This window comes from Fibrella rubiginis, from assembly GCF_017353185.1.
Taxonomy (GTDB): Bacteria; Bacteroidota; Bacteroidia; order Cytophagales; family Spirosomataceae; genus Fibrella; species Fibrella rubiginis.
Genome location: NZ_JAFMYV010000002.1, coordinates 699,719 through 721,218 on the forward strand (window position 1 = coordinate 699,719; position 21,500 = coordinate 721,218).

Annotated in this window: 16 protein-coding genes; 6 read left to right on the forward strand and 10 right to left on the reverse strand. The window is 53.6% G+C overall.

Features of this window, described 5'->3' with window-relative positions:
• Nucleotides 1–65: 65 nt before the first annotated feature.
• Together J2I47_RS06460 and J2I47_RS06465 are read right to left on the reverse strand one after the other, a co-directional pair.
• Nucleotides 66–1,394 (reverse strand): ABC1 kinase family protein, encoded by a 1,329-nt coding sequence (locus J2I47_RS06460; protein ID WP_207363720.1) that lies wholly within the window; start codon nt 1,392–1,394, stop codon nt 66–68.
• A 138-nt stretch (nt 1,395–1,532) separates the two neighbouring features.
• A complete protein-coding gene (locus J2I47_RS06465) occupies nt 1,533–2,222 on the reverse strand; it encodes a TetR/AcrR family transcriptional regulator (RefSeq protein WP_207363721.1) in 690 nt (229 codons plus the stop codon).
• A 94-nt stretch (nt 2,223–2,316) separates the two neighbouring features.
• Here J2I47_RS06465 and J2I47_RS06470 point away from each other — a divergent pair, with 94 nt between their 5' ends.
• The 5 genes from J2I47_RS06470 to J2I47_RS06490 all read left to right on the forward strand — a co-directional run bounded on the left by J2I47_RS06470 (nt 2,317) and on the right by J2I47_RS06490 (nt 9,535).
• A complete protein-coding gene (locus J2I47_RS06470; protein ID WP_207363722.1) occupies nt 2,317–2,817 on the forward strand; it encodes a DinB family protein in 501 nt (166 codons plus the stop codon).
• 110 nt (nt 2,818–2,927) lie between these two features.
• Nucleotides 2,928–4,007 carry a M20 family metallo-hydrolase gene (locus tag J2I47_RS06475; protein ID WP_207363723.1) on the forward strand — a complete coding sequence of 360 codons (1,080 nt, stop codon included), beginning with the start codon at nt 2,928–2,930 and terminating at the stop codon, nt 4,005–4,007.
• Between the two features lie 100 nt (nt 4,008–4,107).
• Nucleotides 4,108–5,496, forward strand: coding sequence for a glycoside hydrolase family 140 protein (locus J2I47_RS06480; protein ID WP_207363724.1), 1,389 nt, complete (start codon nt 4,108–4,110; stop codon nt 5,494–5,496).
• A 66-nt stretch (nt 5,497–5,562) separates the two neighbouring features.
• Entirely contained in the window at nt 5,563–8,547 is a 2,985-nt protein-coding gene (locus tag J2I47_RS06485; RefSeq protein ID WP_207363725.1) for a TolB family protein, read from the forward strand.
• Between the two features lie 193 nt (nt 8,548–8,740).
• Nucleotides 8,741–9,535, forward strand: a complete 795-nt coding sequence (locus J2I47_RS06490) for a PepSY-like domain-containing protein (RefSeq protein WP_207363726.1) — start codon at nt 8,741–8,743, stop codon at nt 9,533–9,535.
• A 100-nt stretch (nt 9,536–9,635) separates the two neighbouring features.
• Here the strand turns inward: J2I47_RS06490 and J2I47_RS06495 are convergent, their stop codons facing one another.
• The 4 genes from J2I47_RS06495 to J2I47_RS06510 are packed head-to-tail and all read right to left on the reverse strand — an operon-like array spanning nt 9,636 to nt 12,997.
• Nucleotides 9,636–10,982, reverse strand: a complete 1,347-nt coding sequence (locus J2I47_RS06495) for a D-arabinono-1,4-lactone oxidase (RefSeq protein ID WP_207363727.1) — start codon at nt 10,980–10,982, stop codon at nt 9,636–9,638.
• 29 nt (nt 10,983–11,011) lie between these two features.
• Nucleotides 11,012–11,617: a pPIWI-associating nuclease domain-containing protein gene (locus J2I47_RS06500; protein ID WP_207363728.1), complete on the reverse strand. Its 606-nt coding sequence runs from the start codon at nt 11,615–11,617 to the stop codon at nt 11,012–11,014.
• A 10-nt stretch (nt 11,618–11,627) separates the two neighbouring features.
• Nucleotides 11,628–12,083, reverse strand: a complete 456-nt coding sequence (locus J2I47_RS06505; protein WP_207363729.1) for a RusA family crossover junction endodeoxyribonuclease — start codon at nt 12,081–12,083, stop codon at nt 11,628–11,630.
• A gap of 32 nt (nt 12,084–12,115) precedes the next feature.
• Nucleotides 12,116–12,997 (reverse strand): bifunctional 5,10-methylenetetrahydrofolate dehydrogenase/5,10-methenyltetrahydrofolate cyclohydrolase, encoded by an 882-nt coding sequence (locus tag J2I47_RS06510; RefSeq protein WP_207363730.1) that lies wholly within the window; start codon nt 12,995–12,997, stop codon nt 12,116–12,118.
• Between the two features lie 195 nt (nt 12,998–13,192).
• Here J2I47_RS06510 and J2I47_RS06515 point away from each other — a divergent pair, with 195 nt between their 5' ends.
• On the forward strand, nt 13,193–13,660 hold the full coding sequence (locus tag J2I47_RS06515) for a DUF4126 family protein (protein ID WP_207363731.1): 468 nt from the start codon (nt 13,193–13,195) through the stop codon (nt 13,658–13,660).
• Between the two features lie 99 nt (nt 13,661–13,759).
• Here J2I47_RS06515 and J2I47_RS06520 read toward each other — a convergent pair whose 3' ends face one another.
• From J2I47_RS06520 to J2I47_RS06535, 4 genes are all read right to left on the reverse strand, one after another.
• A complete protein-coding gene (locus J2I47_RS06520; protein ID WP_207363732.1) occupies nt 13,760–14,254 on the reverse strand; it encodes a DUF4385 domain-containing protein in 495 nt (164 codons plus the stop codon).
• 662 nt (nt 14,255–14,916) lie between these two features.
• Nucleotides 14,917–17,403, reverse strand: a complete 2,487-nt coding sequence (locus tag J2I47_RS06525) for a metallopeptidase domain-containing protein (protein ID WP_207363733.1) — start codon at nt 17,401–17,403, stop codon at nt 14,917–14,919.
• A gap of 166 nt (nt 17,404–17,569) precedes the next feature.
• Nucleotides 17,570–18,184: a collagen-like protein gene (locus J2I47_RS06530; protein WP_207363734.1), complete on the reverse strand. Its 615-nt coding sequence runs from the start codon at nt 18,182–18,184 to the stop codon at nt 17,570–17,572.
• Nucleotides 18,185–18,385: 201 nt separating this feature from the next.
• Entirely contained in the window at nt 18,386–21,115 is a 2,730-nt protein-coding gene (locus tag J2I47_RS06535; protein ID WP_207363735.1) for an ATP-binding protein, read from the reverse strand.
• Nucleotides 21,116–21,500: the final 385 nt, after the last annotated feature.

Below are 21,500 nucleotides of genomic sequence, written 5' to 3' on the forward strand. Positions count from 1 at the left end.
CCAGAATGATATCTGGCGAGCGTCTGTGCGTGTATTTATCAAACCGGACTAAAGTCCGGGTTACGTTAAACAACGGCTATCATCTTTGGCTTTAGCCATTCGGGCTTGTGCGTTACTACCTTGGCTTTCAATTCGTTGAGCAAAGCATACAGACCGTAATACGTCCGGTTTACGTACAAGCCGTCCTGCGAGCCACGCACCACTTTTGACGAACGTAGCTCTTCCAGTTTCGAGAGTTGATCGGCGAAGGCGTAGACGTTGTTGAAGTACTCATCGTCGCCGAAATCGAATTCATTGACGGCGAAGGGAGCACCCAGCATGTCGATCATTTGCATGAACAGGCCGGAGAAAAACTTGCGATCTTTGGGGCTGTCCTGCGGCACCAGAAACTCCAGATTCGTAAAAATCTGCTGCGTCAGGGCTTCGTCTTTGATCGTGTCGGGGTTGATGAGCTGGAAATAATTATCGTAGTAAAAGTCGGGGATCACCTTCACGCAGCCGAAGTCGATCACGCCCATCGTGCCGTCGGCGCGCATGAGGAAATTGCCGGGGTGCGGATCAGCATGGACCTGCCGGAGGGTGTGAATCTGGAAATCGTAGAAATCCCACAGCGCCTGCCCAATCTTGTTGCGCACCTCCTGCGTGGGGTTGGTGGCCAAAAATTCTTTCAGGTGCAGCCCCTCCAGCCAGTCCATCGTCAGCACGCGCTTGCTCGACAGTTCGGGGTAGTATTTCGGGAACACCAAACTCGGTATGTGAGCGCAGGCTTCAGATATTTCCACCGACCGTTTCAATTCCAGATCATAATCTGTCTCTTCCAGCAGTTTGCTTTCCACCTCACCCATATAGCGATCAATCTGACGCTCGTCGAGGTTCAGTAGTCTCACAGCCAATGGCTTGGCAATGCGCAGGTCAGACGTAACGGAATCAGCCACGCCGGGATACTGCACCTTCACGGCCAGCTTTTTCCCGTATTTATAAGCCACGTGCACCTGCCCGATACTGGCGGCATTGACCGAATTGATGTCGAATTTGTCGTACATCTCGCCCGGCGTTTTGCCAAACAGGGTACGGAACGTTTTGACCACCAACGGCCCTGACAGTGGCGGCGCGGAATACTGCGACATGGCAAATTTATCGCTGTAGGCCGTGGGTAAAAGGCCCCGGTCCATACTCAGCATCTGCGCCATTTTCAGCGCCGAACCTTTCAGTTCGCTCAGTGCATCGTAGATATCGGCAGCATTATCGTTGTGCAGGTCTTCCTTCGTCAGCGACGGATCGACGAGCTTTTTGCTGTAATGCTTGATATAGTTACCCCCTACTTTCACACCGGCCTTAACAAACTGGCTGGCACGGGCAACCTTACTAGTTGGAACGGAGTTTTGGGTTTTCATGATGAAGGGTAATGAAAAATGTAAACTGAAGAATCGGTCCGCCGATACGGTAAAATGTGGCTGTCGCAGGAGTACGCTTGCGACAGCCACATTTTACCGTATCGGCGGACCGATTCTTCAGTTTACATTTTTCATTATTTATCGATTCTGATAAGCAAACTTGGCGAAGTCGAAGAGGGTGTCCAGTGGCGAACGGCCGATGAGGTCGAACGTGGTGTTGACCGACTTTTCGATGGCTGTGTCGGTTTTTTCGAAGCCCTTGCTTACGTCTTTTATCCAGAAATCGAGGATGAACAGGGCCTGTGTCCAGAGAGCACCGGGGTAGCGGTCGGTAAGAAACGGGCGGGGTTCAACTTCACGGCTTTCGCGGCCTTCGGCCAGCAGGTCGCGGGCAAAATCGTTGAAGGCTTCCTTGAAGGGCATCAGTACCTGCGAGTTGACGGTACGGTTGCGTAGGCCAGCTTTGGCAATAGGCGAGGCCACAGCCATGTCGCCACCGGCGTTCATACCCCGCAACCGACCATAGCTGTAAACCACAAAGCTGCGCTGCGCTTTGAGCAGTTCGATCCAGGTGTAGTAGAAGGCCAGCAGCTTCTCGCGGACGGAGTAGGTCTGGTAGGTATCGTCGGCCTCGACGGTCTGTTTCGACGCTTGAAAGAAGGCGAGCCAGACATCGGCTTCGATGGCATCGAAGGAGGCGTAGTAATCGTAGAACTCAGCTTCGGCGAGTTTCAGTTTTTTGGCAAACTGGAAAACGGAGGTGGGCTGCTTGCCGTTTTCAAGGACGTATTCAGTGTACGCCTTACGGATTTTTTCGAGCGTTTCCATATACTAAGGAAACTGACCGAACGGGGTAAAAGTTTGAGTATTTGGCCCTATCGGAATAATAAACGCAGGTCGAGGCTTTTACAAAAGAGAACCTATGCCAACACAACCCGAAATCTGGCTCCGGGGGCCGCAGCCGGGCATTCCGGCCCTGTTGCAACCCGCAGCCCACGCCCTGTTGCAAGCCCGCGAAGACCTTAACGCCGCCCTTGCGGCCTTCCCCGATGAGCGTCTGTGGGACCGTCCGGCGGGGGTAGCCTCGGTGGGGTTTCATTTGCAGCATATCGCCGGCGTGCAGGACCGGATGCTTACCTACGCCCGTGGCGAGCACCTGTCGGCCACTCAGTTTGCCGATCTTAAACAGGAGGGGCAACCCGCCACCGGACAAACTACCGTGGCCGAGCTGCTAACTCGCCTTAGCACCCAGACCGACCGCACCGTTGCTGCCCTGGCCCAAACCGACCCAGATACCCTCCCGGATTACCGCACCGTGGGCCGGGCCGCGTTGCCATCTACCGTTATAGGCTTGCTCTTCCACGCCGCCGAACATACCATGCGCCATGTGGGGCAGTGTTTGGTGACGGTGAAAATGTATTGATTTACGAATTACGATGTACGAATTACGATTTTTGCTGACGCATGAAATTGCTATAGAGCAAAAGGAGCGTCAGCAAGATCGTAATTCGTAATTCGTAAATCCTTACCTCCATGAACAACCCTCTTGCCGAAAATGCCGTTGCCCTGCTAAAACAGCTCATCGCCACGCCGTCAATGAGCCGGGAGGAAGGGCCAACGGCGGCGTTGATCGCGGCCTATTTTGAGCAGAACGGCGTGGCCTGCGAGCGGCTGGGGCATAACGTATGGGCCAAAAACCGCCATTTCGACCCCGCCAAGCCTACATTGCTACTCAATTCGCACCACGACACGGTAAAGCCCAACCCGTCGTGGACGCGTGATCCGTTTAGTCCGACGGTGGAAGGCGACGTGCTCTATGGCCTCGGCAGCAACGACGCAGGCGGTTGCCTGGTGAGTTTGCTGGCCCTGTTTGTACACCTATATAACCGCGCTGACCTAAGCCATAATCTGGTTGTGGCGGCTACGGCTGAAGAAGAAATTTCGGGGCGGGGCGGTATCGAATCCCTCCTGCCCCACCTGCCGCCGCTATCCGTCGCTATTGTGGGTGAACCCACCCAAATGCAGCTTGCCATTGCCGAAAAAGGACTACTCGTGCTGGACTGTGTGGTACAGGGGCGGGCTGGTCATGCTGCTCGTGACGAGGGTGAGAATGCCATTTACAAGGCACTACCTGACATGCAGTGGTTTCAGACCTATGCCTACCCAAAGGTATCGCCGTTGCTGGGGCCGGTGAAACAATCCGTCACGATCATACAGGCGGGTACGCAGCACAACGTAGTGCCCGATGTCTGCACGTTCACCGTCGACGTGCGGGTGACGGAGCAATACACACTGGAAGAAGTGCTGGCTATCGTGCGCGAAAACGTTTCGGCCACGGTTACGCCCCGGTCGGTGCGGCTGCGGCCATCGGGCATTGCAATTGATCACCCGCTGGTGCAGGCAGGGCTGGCTCTGGGCCGTACCACCTACGGCTCGCCTACGCTGTCGGATCAGGCATTACTGACGCAGCATGGACGGGTGATTCCGTCATTGAAGTGTGGTCCCGGTCATTCTGAGCGGTCACATACCGCCAACGAGTTTGTGTTGCTGAGCGAAGTGGAAGCTGGTATTGAGGGGTATATGGCGCTGCTGGCCGGAATTGGCATTGGCTAATCGGACGGCAGCGCGCAATCGCAGGTAGCGCCCAACTAAACAGGAAACGAACCTTCTTTTCTGCTTTATGAGCCTGACGACTTTCCCTGTCAGACCACTCATGAAAAACGCCCTGCTCGTACTGCTTTTTGCCGTAACAAACTTCCTCTCCTACGCCCAGACGCCTTTTTCGCACGGTCGGCTACGGGTGTCGGAGAATAAACGCTACCTGGTCCATCAGGACAATACGCCGTTTTTCTGGCTTGGCGACACCGCCTGGGAATTGTTTCACCGGCTGAACCGCGAAGAGGCCGATCAGTACCTGAAACGCCGTGCCGCGCAGGGGTTTACCGTGGTGCAGGCCGTTGCCCTGGCCGAGTTCGACGGCCTGAAAGAACCCAACCCTTACGGCGAAACGCCCCTGCGTAACAACGACCCCACCACCCCCAACGAAGCCTATTTCGCCCACGTCGACTACATCATCGACCGTGCGGCGAGCTATGGTATGGTCGTGGCGTTTCTGCCTACCTGGGGCGACAAGCTGTTTAAAAGTGGCTGGGGACAGGGACCGGAAATCTTCAACCAAACTAACGCCCGCGTTTATGGCCGGTACGTGGGCAACCGCTACAAAAACCGCGAAAACATCGTTTGGGTGCTGGGTGGCGACCGCAACCCGCGCGACGGCTCCGCCGACGTGGCCGTGTGGCGGGCCATGGCCGAGGGCATTCAGGACGGCGTGGGTGGAGCCGACAAAGCGCTGATCACCTATCACCCGCAACCCAACGGCATGGAGGCAGGGGCGGGCAAGTGGTTCAACACCGAACCCTGGTTTGACCTGAATATGCATCAGAATGGACACTGTCGCGCCACGCCTATGTACGATTTCATTACGGCAGCCTATAACCGCCAACCCACCCGGCCTACCCTCGACGCCGAGCCTATTTACGAAGATCACCCGGTCTGTTTCAACGCCAACGACCTAGGCACCTCCAACGCGTATGACGTTCGGCTGTATGCCTACCTCGATCTGTTTGCGGGTGCCTTTGGCCATACCTACGGCTGCCACGACATCTGGCAGATGTATAGTAACGCCCGCCCCGCCGTAAACAGCCCGCATCTATTCTGGCAACAGGCCCTGGACCTGCCCGGCGCCAACCAGATGGCCCACGTCAGGAAGCTCATGACCGCCCGCCCCCTGCTGGACCGCGTACCCGACCAATCGCTGATTATAGAGAACAACCTCGGCCCTGCCGAACGCATTCAGGCCACGCGGGGGAAAGACTACGCTTTTGTCTATTCGGCTGTGGGTAAGCCGTTTACGATCAACCCGGGTAAGCTTTTGGGCAAACAATTCACGGCCACCTGGTTTGATCCACGGACGGGAAAAGCACAGTCGGCAGGGGCGTTTACCAACCAGAAACCACAACGGTTTACCCCTCCCGACAGCGGTTACGGCCATGATTGGGTGCTGGTGCTCGACAACGCTGCCAAAAACTACCCTGCCTTTTAACGCGGCCGGTCGGTATCTTAGCAGCACCACTTCCAGCGTTGTCGTTGCTGACTCATTGACCACTCTATGCGTTTTTTTCCGTTCGCCTTTTTGCTGCTGACTGCCTTCACGGCTGTTGGTCAGGGACTGCCTATTCTCGACCAGAATCCGTCGTCGTTGCGCTGGTACAGGATCAACACCCCCCATTTTCGCGTTATCTACCCCGCTGGTTTTGAGGCACCTGCCCGCCGTACGGCGCAACGGCTGGAGGAGGTGTATGAGCCCGACGGGGCCGGACTGGAACGACGCCCCCGGCCCCTGTCGGTGGTGTTGCAAAATCAGACTACGGTGAGCAATGGGTTTGCCACGCTCTATCCGCGCCATGCCGAGTTTTTCACCACGCCCCCACAAGACCCGGCCCTGCTGGGTACCAACACCTGGACCGACCTGCTGGCCGTGCACGAGTACCGCCACATTGTGCAGTATGAAAAGGCGTTGCAGGGCTACGGACGGGTGCTCTATACACTGCTAGGTGCACAGGGGCTGAGTTTCCCGGCGCAGATTGTAACGCCGGGCTGGTTTCTGGAAGGCGACGCTGTGGGTACCGAAACCATCCTGACGCGCTCTGGCCGGGGCCGCATTCCCGAATTTGAACTGGGCATGCGCACCAACCTGCTCACCCGGCCCGTCTTCAGCTTTGCCAAAGCCACGGGCGGCTCATTCCGTGATAACGTACCCAACCATTACGAGCTGGGCTACTTCCTCACCACCAAACTCAAGCGTAGCTATGGTCCCAATGCCTGGAGCAAGGCGCTGAACAGGATCTACACGCAGTTCCCGTTTTACCCGTTTTCGTTTTCCAACGGCCTGAAACAAAGCACCAAATCAGCCGAGAATCCGGGTGGCACGAGCGTGGATGCCCTCTATCGCGAAACAATGAATGACCTGATCGAGACCTGGAAAAAGAAGCGCGAAGGCCTGACCATCACCCCCGCCACGCTATACCCGGTTCTGGCCGAAAAAGCCCGGACCGAGCCATCGGACCGCACCCGCCCCGTTTTTACCAACTATCGCTTCCCGCAGTATCTTTCCGACAGCACGATACTGTGCATCAAAAGTGGCCTCGGCGACATTGCCCAACTGGTGTTGCTGAGCCGGAATGGGGTTGAAAAACGGGTGTATAAACAGGGGCTGATCCTGAACGACCCGGCCTATTTCTCGGCTACACCACAACGGGCCTGCTGGATCGAAAATCGGTTCGATCCGCGCTGGCGGTCAAGGATTTACGGCGAAATAAAACTGCTTGACCTGACCACCGGTACCCTCCGTCGCCTCAGTACGCGTGGCCGCTACACCGCCGTGGCTCTGTCGCCCGACAGCCAGAAGCTGATTGCCCTTCGCAATGAGACAGATAACCAGAACCGGCTGGTGGTGCTGGATGCCAACACGGGCCGCGAGCTAAGCATATTGCCCAATCCCGCTAATGACCTCTACGTTCACCCCCGCTGGCATAACAACCGGCAGATCGTGACGGTAACGCTATCAAAGGCAGGCAAGACGATTGCGTATATAGACACCCAAACGGGCGACAAACGAGCGTTGATGCCCGTGGCGAATGTCAATATCAGCCACCCGCAGTCGTACGGCAACACGCACATTCTGTTTAATTCGCCGCAGTCGGGCATCGACAATATCTACGCCGTAGAGATCGCCTCGGGGCAGGTGTCGCAGGTGACATCGCGGCCATTTGGTGCCTATCACGCCACGGTGTCGCCCAACATCCGCACGATGGCCGTGCAGGACTACGACACCCACGGTTTCCGCGTTGCCGAACTGCCGCTGGATCCCGCTGCCTGGCCCCCCATAACGGCCCAAACCGACCAGACCACACGCTATTTTGGTCCGCTACCCGACGCTGGCAATCAGACGCTTACACCCATTGTCACGGATTCGATACCAGCCCTGTCTACATCTCCGCCCCAACGCTACCGCCGACTCACCAACGCCCTGAATGTGTATGGCTGGGGGCCGGCCTTCAGTTCCAACGGGCAGGGGCTGACGGTGGGCATACAGTCGCAGGATATTCTGGCTACCACCCAGGTGTCGGCGGCATACGTCTATGACCAGAGCGAAAAAGTGGGGGCATTCGCGGCCAATCTGAGCTACCAGGGCCTTTATCCGGTGCTCGACGTGGGCTTCCAGACGGGCAACCGCCGCACCAGTGTCTACCTGGACAGGGTGCTTCCTCTCGACAGTTTGCGCACCGACACCTGGCACTACAACCAACTCACGGCGGGGATTCGGTTGCCCCTGGTGCTAACCCAATCGCGGTTTAACCAAAGCGCGAGCCTGTCGGCCTACTATGGCTTTATGAACGTAACGGGCTACGACCTGCCGGGGCGGCTACTGACCGAAAGTGGTAACGGCAACCTGCATACCCTGACCTATGGGGCAGCCTACAGCTATACGCTCCGCCAAAGCTACCGCGACGTGGGACCACGGCTGGGGGTGACAATGAACTCATCGATACGGCACACACCACTGGCCACGGCAACGGGGCAGCTACGCGGTATGCAGTGGGGGTCGTCGGTCAACGTGTTTTTGCCGGGTGTTGGTAAGCATCACAGCCTGCGCCTGCGGGGGGCGTATCAATACCAGTGGGGTACGCCCGACGCCAACCGACTCTATCGCTTTCAGGCCAGCGTGCTCTACCCGCGTGGGGCTCCCTACGTAGCGTTTGACAACCTCACGGTGGTCGGGGCCGACTACCGCCTCCCCCTCGCCGACGTGCACTGGTCGCTCACTCGGTTGCTCTACGTCCAACGCATCAAAGGCAACCTCTTCTCCGACTATGCCCGGGGCACCAGCAACGTGATTCAGACCGACACTCGGGGGGTGCCCCGTGCCGTTGTTCCCGTCAGCAGCTACGACTGGACGGTGGGAGCCGATATTTCCTTCGTTTTCAACCCACTTCGCCTTCGCACCCCGCTGGAACTCGGCCTCCGCACGATCTACGACATCCGCCGTCAGCAATGGCTGGTGCAGCCGCTGGTGATTGATATTGGCTTTTAGTTTGAGGGTGGTTAGGTAATGAGACCGGACCGCGTTCCACCCTGTTGTGCGATTTATGACATTATGAAATTGGTCAGCACGGCAGATGATTGTGTGGTACAAGGGGGAGAGTTTTCACCATAAATTAATTGACTCCCTGCAACAGCCTTACTCTATAGGCCGTAATCCTGTACAAAACCAACTTAATACAACGATGAAAAAGCTACAACTGCTGGTCTTCACAGCGCTCTTTGGCATGGCCCTCTGGGGATGCAACACTGGATCGAACGTAACTCCCGACGCTACACTATCAGCCGCCCGGCTTACTGGCGATACCACCGGTTTTCATTGCCGCGACAGCCTGACCAAGATTGCGGTGACAGCCCTGCCCGCAGCAGTAACGGCCTATATTACAGCTACATACGCTGGATCGACGGTTGATTACGCTGCCAAAGATGACAAGGGTAATTTTTTGGTAGCCATCAGCACAACGACTACACGTAACCTGCTGCTGTTCAACGCCGATGGTACGTTCAATAAAGAGCTTCAGCTACGGGGCGGCCATGGCGGACATGGGTTTGGCAGGAAGCGCGACAGCCTGACGGTAGTGGCCGTGAGTGCACTTCCAGCCGCCATTACGACCTACATAACGGCCAACTACGCCGGGGCTACCGTAGACCTGGCGGCGACGGATGCCAACCGGGGGTACCTGGTCATGATTACCCAAAACAGCCAGCGCAAAACCCTGCTGTTCAACCTCGACGGCACGTTTAGTCAGGAAATTGTGCGGGGCGTGAAAGGGAATTATAGCGTAGTGGATGCTACTGCTTTACCCGCTAACGTGACCACCTACATCACCACAAACTATGCCGGGTCGAGCATTAAACTGGCTGGCAAAAGCACCACAGGCCAGTATAAAGTATTCATTCAAACGGCTGCCGGCCAGCTTATTGAGCTATCGTTCGCCGCTGATGGTACGTTTGTACAATCCCGTAAAGGCCGCCACTGATCTTGAATGATGAGTGATGAATGATAAACGATGAATTTGCTGCCGCATACATGGTACTCATGCGGCAGCAAATTCATCGTTTATCATTCATCACTCATCATTACCCAAAGATGTTCGTGTCCAGAAATGCGTTGCGGAACTTGCCTTTGGGGTCGTTCTGAACCAGCATTCGGTTGAATTCGGCGTATTTTTCGTAACGGGCCTGTAGCTGAGCCGGAGGAATGGTAAAAAGCTTGCCCCAGTGTGGTCGTGCGCCAAACGGCGCCAGTTCCTTTTCAATTACCGGCAGGACTTTTTTCACCGACACCCAGTCTGGTTTCCAGGTAAAGTGAATCGCTACCGAAGGCCGTTTGTAGGCCGTGCTCATCCAGAGATTATCGGCAGCGATGGTGCGAATTTCCGAGATCATCAGGTGGGGCGTTACCTGGTCGCGAAGGCGTTCGACGGCCAATAGTGCCTCGACGGCGTTGCTGGCGGGTACGAAATACTCTGATTGTAATTCTTTGCCGCTGCTGGGGGTGAATCCCATCCGGAAGTGAGGCAGCCGTTCATACCAGGGGCCGGGTATGCCCATCTGGGCCGTGCAGTTTACCGCATCGAGGGCCGCAATGGGATGCAGATTGCGGGTGGCGGGTTTGGCCCCGTAAAACTCCTGAAGTGCCGCTGCCTGTGTACCACCCGGCTCCACGCGCGACTTCACCCATACTTCACTCACCGTACCCTTCTGCCAGTCGGTGAACAGACTCACGCTATACCCCGCCGACATAATGGCGTTGAAATGGTCCTTCAGCTGGCTCATGGGCAGGTTTTCGTACACATCCTGCCGCACCTGAAACGTGGGCTGAACCTTGAGCGTGACGTGCGTGACCACACCCAAGCCCCCCAGATGCACCACCGCCGCCCGAAACGCCTCGCCGTCGGCAGCCTCAGTCAGCGTCCGTTTTTCGCCCGCCGCCGTAATGAAGTCCATACCCACCACGGCCGTAGCCAGGTTGCCATTGCCCACCCCCGACCCGTGGGTAGCCGTAGCGCAGGCCCCCGCCACCGAAATGTGGGGCAGTGAAGCCAGGTTATGCAGTGCGAAGCCTTTCTGATCCAGATACACGGCCAGGTCGCCGTATTTCATGGTCGCATCCACAGTGACGGTGCGGGCATTGGTATCCAGCGACACCACCTGGTTCATGTCACCCAGATTGATAAACTGGTGGGTACTGTCGGCAATGCCGTTAAAGCAGTGGCGCGTCCCTAACACCTTCACGTTGGGGTACCTGCGAATCAATTCCTGTACGTGCTCTACCGATTTGGCCTGTGCCAGCCGGTTAGTGCTGTATTGGTAATTGCCCGCCCAGTTGGTCATGGCGCCGGGGGCTATCCAATCAAAAGTGGGCGAGAGCATGGGCGTGACCAGCGCGGTAGACGAGAGTTTGAGGAAGGTACGTTTGTTCATGGCGGCGGGGGTTTATGGCACAACACTGTTTAGGACTCATCCCATGAGGACGTGTCAACGGTTAGCTCATGCATATCATCGATAGTCAGTTCATCTTTCTCGTTTCTTTTTAACACGGCGTCAAACGTGAAAGGAAAGCTATCATAGCTTATGTGCTCATCATCTTTTGAGCCATAGTGAAGCTCCACTTCAACAACACCACTGCCCTTTACTGCTAGCCGACCTTCATCGAGTACTGACAGTTCATCAACTGTGCTTTCGATCACGTCTTCGATTTGCGTATGTGAAGACAACGAATCCAATTCACTTGGGAAATTATCTAGAATATATTCGTGTAGTAATTCATCCAAGTCGGGTACATCAATATTTTTAGGCTTAGGAGGTGTGGAGACAACAACCAGGAATTTATAATTCTTGTGGTCTCTTACATAATCGCCCAGCTTAGTTACTCGCTCTCTTTTTTCTGGTGTCATCGACCCCACCTTGATTTCCAATACGACGACCTCATCTGCCCTTTTGGCTACCAAATCTGCTTTAGTATCGCCTATAGGCGCGTCAATGGCTACAGTATAGCCCTTCGACTGATACTCAGCCCTTAATTGATTGACAGCAATGTCGTGAAGGTATTCTTGCAAGTACTGTTGCTTAATTCGCATCTCGGTTCAAATTTAGCCGGATCAGATCGGCAGAGAACGTACCACATTCCACGTAAAGAATATGTTGCTCCGTTTCAAATGCATTTAACAGAGCACTAACAATATCTCCTGAAATACCTGTAAAATCAAGTGCTTGATAATCATAGACCGGATCTAACAAATTAAAACTTCCAGCAAGCCTTAATTTTACCTGACTGTCGTCAGTGTAAAGCACACCACGTAAACAATCCCAGATAGGTTTACTTAAGTTGTCTGCATCCAGCCCTTCTTGCTTCTTATAAAAGTGATACACCAGCCCGTACATATCTTGTTCACCAGAAACACAGTCCGGATGAAATGACATCAGCGCGTTTGTCAATGCATCTTTGTAGCGAATTCCAGATCCAGAAGCTTTTGCCCAACTGTTGTACGATTTTGGCTTCGTATTAAGTATGAAACTATACATTGATAATGAATAAACGGCCTCTGTAATCCTCTCTACTTATACACCTCCCGTCGGGCGGCTTTGACGGTGTTTTGCATGAGTGAGCAGATCGTCATCAGGCCCACACCGCCGGGGACGGGCGTGATGTAGGTGGTTTTGGGCGCTACTTCATCGAATTTCACGTCGCCTTTGAGGGCAAAACCACTTTTCTTAGTGGCATCAACAACGCGTTCCAACCCCACGTCGATCACCACGGCACCGTCTTTGACCATATCGGCGGTGATGAATTCGGGGCGACCCAGGGCGGCAATCAGGATGTCGGCGGTGCGGCAGATCTCGGCAAGATTGGTGGTTTTGGAGTGGGTCAGCGTGACGGTGCAGTTGCCGGGGTAGTCGTTGCGCTGCATCAGGATACTCATGGGCAGGCCCACAATCTGGCTTCGGCCTACCACCACGCAATGCTTGCCGGTAGTTGAAATATCGTAGCGTTTCAGCATCTCCAATATCCCCTGCGGCGTAGCCGACACGTAGGCAGGCAACCCCTTCGCCATGCGCCCGATATTGATGGGGTGGAATCCGTCAACGTCTTTTTCAGGAGCTATTGCCTCCATCACTTTGTCGGGATTAATGTGCTTAGGTAGGGGCAGTTGCACAATCAGTCCGTCCATGTCAGGATTAGCATTGACGTCTTCTACGGCGGCCAGCAGATCGGCCTCCGTCACGTCGTCGTCGAAGCGGATGAGGGTAGAGTGCATGCCCACTTCCTCACAGCTTTTCATCTTACTGGCCACGTAGGCCTCCGACCGGCCCGCCGTGCCGACGAGGATGGCCACGAGGTGCGGAATTTTGCCACCCTGGGCCTTTATTTCGGCCACATCGGTGGCTATTTCCTGTTTAATCTGAGCAGAGAGCAGCTTTCCGTCTAAGAGAATCATGGTTGTATTCAGTGGGGCAAATCCCGGTTAAATCGCGCTGGTGAGGAGCTACCACACGACGGGCAAAGGTCGCAAAGAAATTAATGCTGATGAGGCATACGGTGCTAAACCCGTATTGGTCAGTGCGTCTTACCCATTGGCAAACAAAAGGCTACATTCCCGGTTGAACAGGAAACTCAACGAGTAGAAAAACGTATGAAATCATCACCACTGAGTGCCTTTTCTATAGGCGTGGTATCGGGTATGCGGGCATTTTCCGGCCCGGCACTGGTTAGTCAGAAGCTTTCGGCTGAGACACCTAATCCTTTGTTTAACAGTAGGTTAGCTTTTATGGCTTCACCTAAGGTGGCTAACGTATTCAAAGTGCTGGCGGGGGGAGAACTCATTGGCGATAAAATACCCCACGGGCCAGACCGCATTTCACCACCGCAGCTTATTGCCCGTCTGGCGTCTGGTGCCACGAGTGGGGCCGTGCTGAGCGAGGCGCGGGGGGCATCGGTCCGCGTTGGTGCACTGCTGGGTGCCGCGGGGGCCCTAGCCGGGGCATTCGCTTTCTTTCATCTGCGCCGTTATCTCAACCACGATCAGGACGTACCCGACCCCCTGCTGGCCGTTATCGAAGACGCCATCACCTACGGTGCCGGTTGGGCAGTAGTGAAGTGATTTACGATGTACGACTTACGACTTACGATTTATTGCTGACGCTGCATTAGTCTGCGCTGGCGTCAGCAATAAATCGTAAGTCGTACATCGTAAATCACTTCATCCCCACTTTTCCTGCCAGTCTTTCCTTAATTTTTTATACTCCGGGTCTTCGCGGGCCTGGAGGTATTTGGCGTAAAATATCCGGGCCGATTCAGCCTTGACGGGGTCTTCCGTGCGGGGCAGCTGCTCACGCCCGTGGGCACCCGACTGCCCTTTTTTATCATCGGGAACGGGACCATCGTATTTCTGCCCGGAGGCGTGGTTGGCGTAACGCCTTGACCGGGTGTAGCCCATTTGCAGAAACTTCCTGGCCATGTCCATGCCGATGAAGTCGTTGGCGGCTTTGTAGTCCAGAAACATCGCATAGATTTTCTCCGACGATTCGCGGGCAATCTCCGGCGTTTTAAATCGCCAGTGGGGCAAGATTTCATCTTTATACGGCCGTACCAACAGAACGCCCATCTCACCCACACCGACCCGGTACAATTCGGGCTGTTCGCGCAGGTTGAGGTTGCGATAGTCGAGGTCGTAGTTAAACTTTTGAGATTTCATCTGGTACTTCGTTTGGGACCTTATACTGCTTGAACGCCATTGCCAGCCGTTTGGCGATGTTTTCGCGTATTCGGTCCGGCGACAGCACCTGCATGCTTTGGGCAGAAGCAAGCGGGTTGCGTTCCAACTCGAAGTTGTGTCATACGGCAGCGCCAGATTCCGGCCCACTCCCGAATTGGGCCTTCGCGTGAAGGTGAAGTTTGCCGAGCACGTTCGCCTGCACCGCGTGCTGACGCAGGTATAGACGCGCAGCATTTGGGAATACCCGGCAGCGAACCAACCCTTCGACGAGATGCTGGAACGCGTACCCGACGAGTTTTACCAGTGGATCAAAGCCACCGTTGCCGACTTGCAGCACTATCGAAGGCACCTGCCACGAACAACTACGTACCTGTGAGGACCTCCGGGAGTTGGCTGAACACTACAAAGCGCATCCTTACCCCGGTGTGTTGTTTTCGATGCACAATGGTAAAGACTACCGCTCTGCCATCTGGCGGCTGCTGAAACCGGCATACGAGCGACCATTTCGGAATGAGTAAGATGCCGGTTTTGTCTACAATGGCAATCAGGCGAATTTAGCTAATAGTAAAAGGGGCGAGGCAGGTACGTTACCTCGCCCCTTTTGGGGATGACTAACCTTGCGATTTTAATCGCTCCCTATCTCACTTTTTGCCATCTAGTGTATTATCGAGTGCGTACAGTTCCGCTCCGGCACCATCCACAACAACAATTGAGTACGTGGTGCCGACCAATTTTGATTTTAGGGCGAATGGTCTGGTACCTTTTTGCGCTGCCGAAAATAGGCTTTTCGTTACAGAATTAGTAGGCGTGTCATCATCATAATAAAAGATCAATTCACCCGAATCTTCCCATTCTGCAAATACGGGTTTTCTAGATTCTGTACTCTTATACAAGCTCCAGCGATACTTATCAGTGTTGTCGTCATTTTTACTGTACAAGCAAAGATTACCGTCGTTTTGAAAACGAATAATGCATTTATTCTCGTCCACTGGCGTTTCCCAACCTCTACTTATATCCGCTTTAAGGATGGCGAAAAGCGTGTATTTATATACGGCCTGAGTATCTCCGATCTTTCCAGCATAAACAGCCACCCGGTAATCATCAGATTGCGGGTCTTTTTCCACTTTAAAGAAATAATCACCGTCGGGCAGAGGCGAAGGTGTGTTGGTCGGGTATAAAAAATTAGTTGATGAATCAGTCTGACTGATATCAGCGATCCAATGTACTATACCTTTTCTGTCTACGTAAACAGTGAAGCCATAATCCATTTTGTTTGTTGATTTGCCATTTAAGAGCTTGCCGTCGAGTTTTAATCGGTCACTCCCTGCCGTAAGCATCCCGAACATATCCATTTTGAAAACAACAGTACTATCTGAAGTTTTGATGTATTCGTTCTCTCGAAGCGATTGGGCCGAGTCTGGTACGGTATAGGATGAATTTACCCGTACGTACGGATCGCTGTCGTGATAAAATAACGATATACCCATCGTAGTACACGATTGCCCTGATATGAACGGTGCTTTTCCGGCACCTCCAAACTTCAAATTGGTTGTCGAATCACCACGCTCCGAAACAAACGGACTGATATCGCGTAAACTGGGATCTGCCATCATAAGCAGCAACCCATTCCGATCAAAACTGGCTACATCAACCACAGTTCTACCAACGGCTTGCGCCTTTTCGACGAAATAGCATTCTTTCCGCACAGTATCAGGCATAACGATGATGCCTTTTTTAGTTCCTTCCCCCGCGCTTTGATCAAAAATATTGGCTTTGATCGTTCCACTTTCCAGAAAATGATAATCACTTAATTTGTGCCAGCCCAACACTAACTTTTCAAAGCCGGTGATGTGCCACCCTGTCCGACAATCGGACATCAGCGACCAGCCGTAACTTGACGTTTCGTAAAGATCAGGCAAGCCCAAGGCATGCATCACTTCATGAACAGTTGTCCAAGGGGTATTATTATCTGCTTCGTTGTACAGATTAGGGTCAAGAAAAACAATGTTTATTTTTTGGTTCTGATCGAGCAGTCGCTCACCACACATCTGGGAACTGGCAATTGCAGTGGCACCTTTGGGGAAAGCAAGAAATAGGATTTGCCATTCATCTGGAATCTCTACTAAAGTATCGACATCGGCAAACAGTGTATTGAGATTGCCTACATAATCTGCGTTAGTTTTAGGAAGTCGTATCCATTTAGTTGAATTATCTGAGTGTTGGGCTATATCCAATTTGACAGTTCCGTTAGATTCTTTGTTGATAAAGTCTGCCACTATATTGGTATTGCTGACTTGATCTATTCCATTTAATAGATTGAAATTGGTATTTATGTCCCCCAGGTTGCCAGTTTTATCCGAGAAATCGCAAAAAACATATCCGCATTTTACAACTTTTGGATTGGCTACCGTACCTAATGACGTATCAATTAATGAGGTTATTTTAAATTTTTTAAGAAATGTATTTATTCGTTGAGCTGTAGCGGCATCATTCGTGTCGAGTAATTTTGTACTGTTAGTTACTGTCCACGCAGTGTCATTCGTCGACTGGGGCACACTAGTATATGTGCAAAACACAAATGACTTAGCCTTGTCGTAGCCGGAGAAGGCGGGATTAGATGAAACAGCACCGTATACGCATAACTTACCTGCATCAGGATAGGCATTCTGTAGAAAGATACTATCCCCTTGGTTAACAGGTTCGCCGGTCTGCTTACTACCAGTAGCTGACGAGATGGTCCAGCTTCCTGAGCTACTATCACGATTTTTGGATTTGCTGGTAAATACCCCAATCATTTCTGGATAATCCGTTAGTGAAGGAATATTTTTAGTATATCGGCACGAATCAAGGTAACCCATATCTGGATGCAGATTTGATAAATAAACTTGATCACCGTACAGTAGTGGCTCTCCGTCTTTCTTCGTAGCTGAACGTATTTCCCAGTTACCCGACCCCGCCGTATTATCTATGGTTGAGCTTGTCAATACCATGCCCCTGGCCGAATCGCTTGCAGCAAAACTTATGACGTCTGGAATTTTAGCATACTTGGTTAGATACGCACCTGTCGAAGAGCCAGCTTGCAGGTTGATAATTGATCCGTACAGGAGAGGAGAGTTCACGGCACTCATGATTTTTTAGGTTAACAGGTTTAGTAGTAGAGCAATAAGCACATTGTTGACGTGGTGCACAGTGCAAGCGCAGACGTAGCTCTGCTCGATGTGCAGTAGTATGCCAGTAGAAAAGCCCACCACTTTAGCTGTAGAGGGCTTTTCTAAAATACGCAGTAGAGGAGACTTAGTCGGGGAGGTGGTAGAAGGCCTTTACGGCGTTGTAGTCCTTGAAATCCACGGCGGCCTTCCGACCACCATTGCGGAGGTCGTTGGCGGGTACCATAATGATGCGAACAGCGGCGGTTAATGCCCCACTAGTACCTACAGACTCTCGCCGTACAGCTAACACTGGACTACGACCGTTGGCCGTATTTAACCAAGTATTATAGTCTCCATAATCAAAATTATTTGAGCCGTCATTAATGCGTATCACCCCCGGAACCTGAAACCAGTTGATGGAATTGATGGCTGTGTTCGAGGAAGGAACCGCGATGTAACAGGCAAAGGTGCTAGCAGCAGCAACTTGGTCACTAACACCAGTGAAAGAAAACGTTTGTTGCGCTCCCACTGTTGCCGCCCACGTTCTGGCGGTAAACGAGTATTGAATCACACTCGAAACGCCTGATGCTCCTGAAGCACCCGCCGGGCCGGTAGCACCAGCGGCACCTGCCGGGCCAGCAGGACCAGCCGGGCCAGTAGCCCCTGCCGGGCCGACCTCGCCTTTACAACTAGCTAACCACAGGCTGGTGACGATGGCCAAACCGGCAAAAAAGGACGACAGAAAGACTAGCTTTCTCATAGATGGGCGTAACTCCGCCGAGATGGTTTTGGTGGAAAAAAGACTGCACCAGTCCGCCCTCAGTGGCGGCTCAAGTGATGCCACAAAACTGCACGGCAACGTACCCATCGGGACTTCACTCAGCTTGCATTAGCTAGCACTCAGCATGCATTGTCCCTAAAAAAAATAGCACCCAGTTTGCGTGAGTGCTAACTATACATACTATACCATCTTGGTTTTCAACCGCTTTCGTAGTGCATCGGGCGGGTGGCCGAAGGTTTCGGTGAAGGCGCGGGAGAAATAATTGGGGTCGGCAAAACCAACGGCGTAGGCTACCTCGGCCACGTTAAGCGCGGGGTTTTGCAGCAGCCCCACCGCCCGTTCCAGCCGTTGGCGGCGCACGTAGAGCGTGGGGTTTAGGCCCGTAAGGGCTTTCAGTTTCCGAAACACCTGCGTGTTCGACAGGTTGGTGGCGGCGCACAAGTGCCCAACACCGAGGTCGGGGTTATCAATATGGTCGGCAATGACCGTATTAATTTTGGCGAGAAACTGCTCGTCGAGGGTGGGCGCGGGCGAGCCGTCGTCACCAACGGGCAAGGGGGCGGTCAGGCGGATGGTTTGGCTGTATGTTGCCTGCAACCGTTTCCGCAGCGACACGAGGTTGTTTAAGCGTACGAACAGTTCGTCGGTCTGGAACGGCTTTTCGAGGTAGGCATCGGCGCCGGTTTTCAGGCCAGTAAGCTTATCGGCCTGCGTGGCTTTGGCCGTGAGCAGGATGATCGGAATGTGGCTGCTGCGTTCGTCGGTTTTGAGCGTATGGCATACGTCGTAGCCATCTTTTTCGGGCATCATTACGTCGCTGATAATGATGTCGGGCACGAGTTCCCAGGCCCGCTCGATACCGATTTTGCCGTTTTCGGCCCACGTGATCTGATAGTCGCGCTGCAACAGGCCGTTGATGTAGGTGGCTACGTCGGCGTTGTCTTCAATCAGTAGCAAGAGTGGTTTGTCGGTGGCGGTGAGGGGCAGGTATGTGGCGGGCGCAAGTACGTCAGGTTTCGCCCCGTTGGGCCGGGTGTGGGCCGGTTCCCAGGGGGTTGCCTCCGGGTCGCGTTGCTGAATGGGCAGCATGAGCGCGAAGGTTGTTCCCTTGCCTATGCGGCTCTCCACCGCAATGTGCCCGCCGAGCAGGGTCGTGAGTTCGTGTACCAGCGCCAGGCCGATGCCCGTACCCTCGTTATGGCGCGTGCTCGACTCATTGGTCTGATAGAAGCGGTCGAAGATGTGCGGCAGTTCATGCTCGGCGATGCCGCTACCCGTGTCCTGTACGTTCAGTTGCAGGAATTGGCTCCCGGCCAACCCCGCCTCAGCGGGGCAGGCTGTACCCGGCAACACCTTGGCGTGAATGACTATTCTGCCCTGCCGGGGCGTAAACTTCAGGGCATTACCCACCAGGTTGGTCAGGATAGTCTGTAGTTTCCCCGCATCAAAATCCATCAAAACAGTCGGCTGTTCTGCATAAAATACCAGCCGGATTTCTCGTTGCTGCGCCAGCGAATAAAACGATTCGGTGAGGTATTGCAGGTACGTGATGCTATTGCCATGTACCCAGCTTATGGGCATCGATCCATTGTCGATTTGGGCCAGATCGAGAATCTGATTGACCAGGTGCAGCAGATTTTTGCCGTTGCGCCCAATCAGCGTAGCCGTTTCCTGTATGCTGTCGTCGGTGCTTTGCCCAAGTTGAGTTGCGAGGCCATTAATGACCGTAAGCGGCGTTCTGAACTCGTGCGAGATATTGGTAAAGAGGCGCGTCTTAGCCGTATCGAGACGCTGGAGCGTGTCGGCCTGTTGGCGGATAATGGCGTACTGGGTATGCAGGTGCTGCTTGTCGGCTCGTTGCCGCCGATACCCCACCAGTAGCCCAACGGCCATCGTCAGCACCAAAAACCCGATAATACCCGACAGCAGGAGTTGGTTATTTTTTAGCCGCAGGGCCATCGTCTGTTCCTCGATCTGCTTCTGCTTGCGCTCATTCTGGTAGCGCGATTCGATGTTGGCAATCTGGGTATGAACCTCTTTATTCTGTGCCTCCAGCAACAGTGGTATGCTTCGCCGCATAAACACCAAGGCAGAATCGGGCAAGCCTCGTTGCTGATAGATGGTAGCCCGCGCCTCAAAGGCGTGGCCCAGCAATACATCTACCGGGAGCGTATCCTGATGGGTGGCCAGTATCCGACCAACAACCGCAAGGGTCGAGTCATTGTAGTGTAGTGCCTGCGCCCACTTGGTTTGCTGAATATATTTTCTGGTAATCGCTTCATACATGAAGCCTATCGTCTCCAAATCACCCAGTTGCCGAAAAAGCCTGACAGCCGCAAACGAGTGGCGTAGTTGCTCATCAATCGCTGATGCAGGCAATAGGGCCGCCAGGAGCAGATGCCCGTCGGCTTCTTCTTTAAGCAATCCCTGACCAGAAGCAGTCTGCACTGCCTGTTGGGCCAATCGTTGAGCCATCATCTTATCGCCAAAATGTCGTTCCCAAGAGGCTTTGCGTACGGTGTAAAGCGGATATAGACGTGTTAGACCCTGCTGCTCAATAATGGCTTTTGACTGGGCCAACCAGTCCCGGCTTTGGTCTAGCCGGTGAACTTTTTCGTAGATCAGTGCTAACTGTAAGCCCGCTTTGGCTTGAAGTTCCCAATCGCTGGTCTGTTGACTCATCCGTTGAATAGCCAGCAATTTTTTTAGGGCTAAGTCGTCATGCGAACTTTGTTCGAGGGCAGTGGCTTCGGCCAGTTGCACCCGCAGCCCAAAGGGCATATCAAGTTTGCCCTGCGCCCCGAGTTGGGTCAGGAGTGGGTCGGTCAGCGCCAGTGCGCTATCGTTCCGACAGGCGCGCAGGTGAGCTTCGACACGGCTTAAGATACGTTCCGAAGGTATACTCGGCAACGGGCGGTTTTGAGCGTGTAGCCCTGAAAAGCTACTCAAACAGCCAAGGAGTATTGATCCCCAAATCGAGCCTGCCTGCTTACACATATGTAGTGAATGTTACGGTGTACTAAGCAAAACTAACCAGTTCATTATGACATCAAAATAAGGTCTGCCTACGTATACATTTATTTCTTACTCGGTTGTCAATACCAGGAATCAGATCAACAGCATTAAATCGCTCTCGGCATGCCCGTCCTGGTGGTCAGCTGGTTGGGGTGTTACGATAAGTATGAATGGGCCTGCTATTGCTCATCCTCATCCAAATCGCTGAAACTTGCTACGGCAACATCCGTAGTTTTTGTTGCCAGTAGCCGTACCAGCAACACCCCCATTTCTCCTTTGC

Excerpts from the sequence above, each read along its gene's own strand:
- J2I47_RS06495 (WP_207363727.1), bottom strand. The coding sequence starts at position 10,982 with ATGAACAAACGTACCTTCCTCAAACTCTCGTCTACCGCGCTGGTCACG.
- J2I47_RS06460 (WP_207363720.1), bottom strand. The coding sequence starts at position 1,394 with ATGAAAACCCAAAACTCCGTTCCAACTAGTAAGGTTGCCCGTGCCAGC.
- J2I47_RS06485 (WP_207363725.1), top strand. The coding sequence starts at position 5,563 with ATGCGTTTTTTTCCGTTCGCCTTTTTGCTGCTGACTGCCTTCACGGCT.
- J2I47_RS06505 (WP_207363729.1), bottom strand. The coding sequence starts at position 12,083 with ATGTATAGTTTCATACTTAATACGAAGCCAAAATCGTACAACAGTTGG.
- J2I47_RS06465 (WP_207363721.1), bottom strand. The coding sequence starts at position 2,222 with ATGGAAACGCTCGAAAAAATCCGTAAGGCGTACACTGAATACGTCCTT.
- J2I47_RS06480 (WP_207363724.1), top strand. The coding sequence starts at position 4,108 with ATGAAAAACGCCCTGCTCGTACTGCTTTTTGCCGTAACAAACTTCCTC.
- J2I47_RS06520 (WP_207363732.1), bottom strand. The coding sequence starts at position 14,254 with ATGAAATCTCAAAAGTTTAACTACGACCTCGACTATCGCAACCTCAAC.
- J2I47_RS06525 (WP_207363733.1), bottom strand. The coding sequence starts at position 17,403 with ATGAGTGCCGTGAACTCTCCTCTCCTGTACGGATCAATTATCAACCTG.
- J2I47_RS06475 (WP_207363723.1), top strand. The coding sequence starts at position 2,928 with ATGAACAACCCTCTTGCCGAAAATGCCGTTGCCCTGCTAAAACAGCTC.
- J2I47_RS06470 (WP_207363722.1), top strand. The coding sequence starts at position 2,317 with ATGCCAACACAACCCGAAATCTGGCTCCGGGGGCCGCAGCCGGGCATT.
- J2I47_RS06515 (WP_207363731.1), top strand. The coding sequence starts at position 13,193 with ATGAAATCATCACCACTGAGTGCCTTTTCTATAGGCGTGGTATCGGGT.
- J2I47_RS06490 (WP_207363726.1), top strand. The coding sequence starts at position 8,741 with ATGAAAAAGCTACAACTGCTGGTCTTCACAGCGCTCTTTGGCATGGCC.
- J2I47_RS06510 (WP_207363730.1), bottom strand. The coding sequence starts at position 12,997 with ATGATTCTCTTAGACGGAAAGCTGCTCTCTGCTCAGATTAAACAGGAA.
- J2I47_RS06530 (WP_207363734.1), bottom strand. The coding sequence starts at position 18,184 with ATGAGAAAGCTAGTCTTTCTGTCGTCCTTTTTTGCCGGTTTGGCCATC.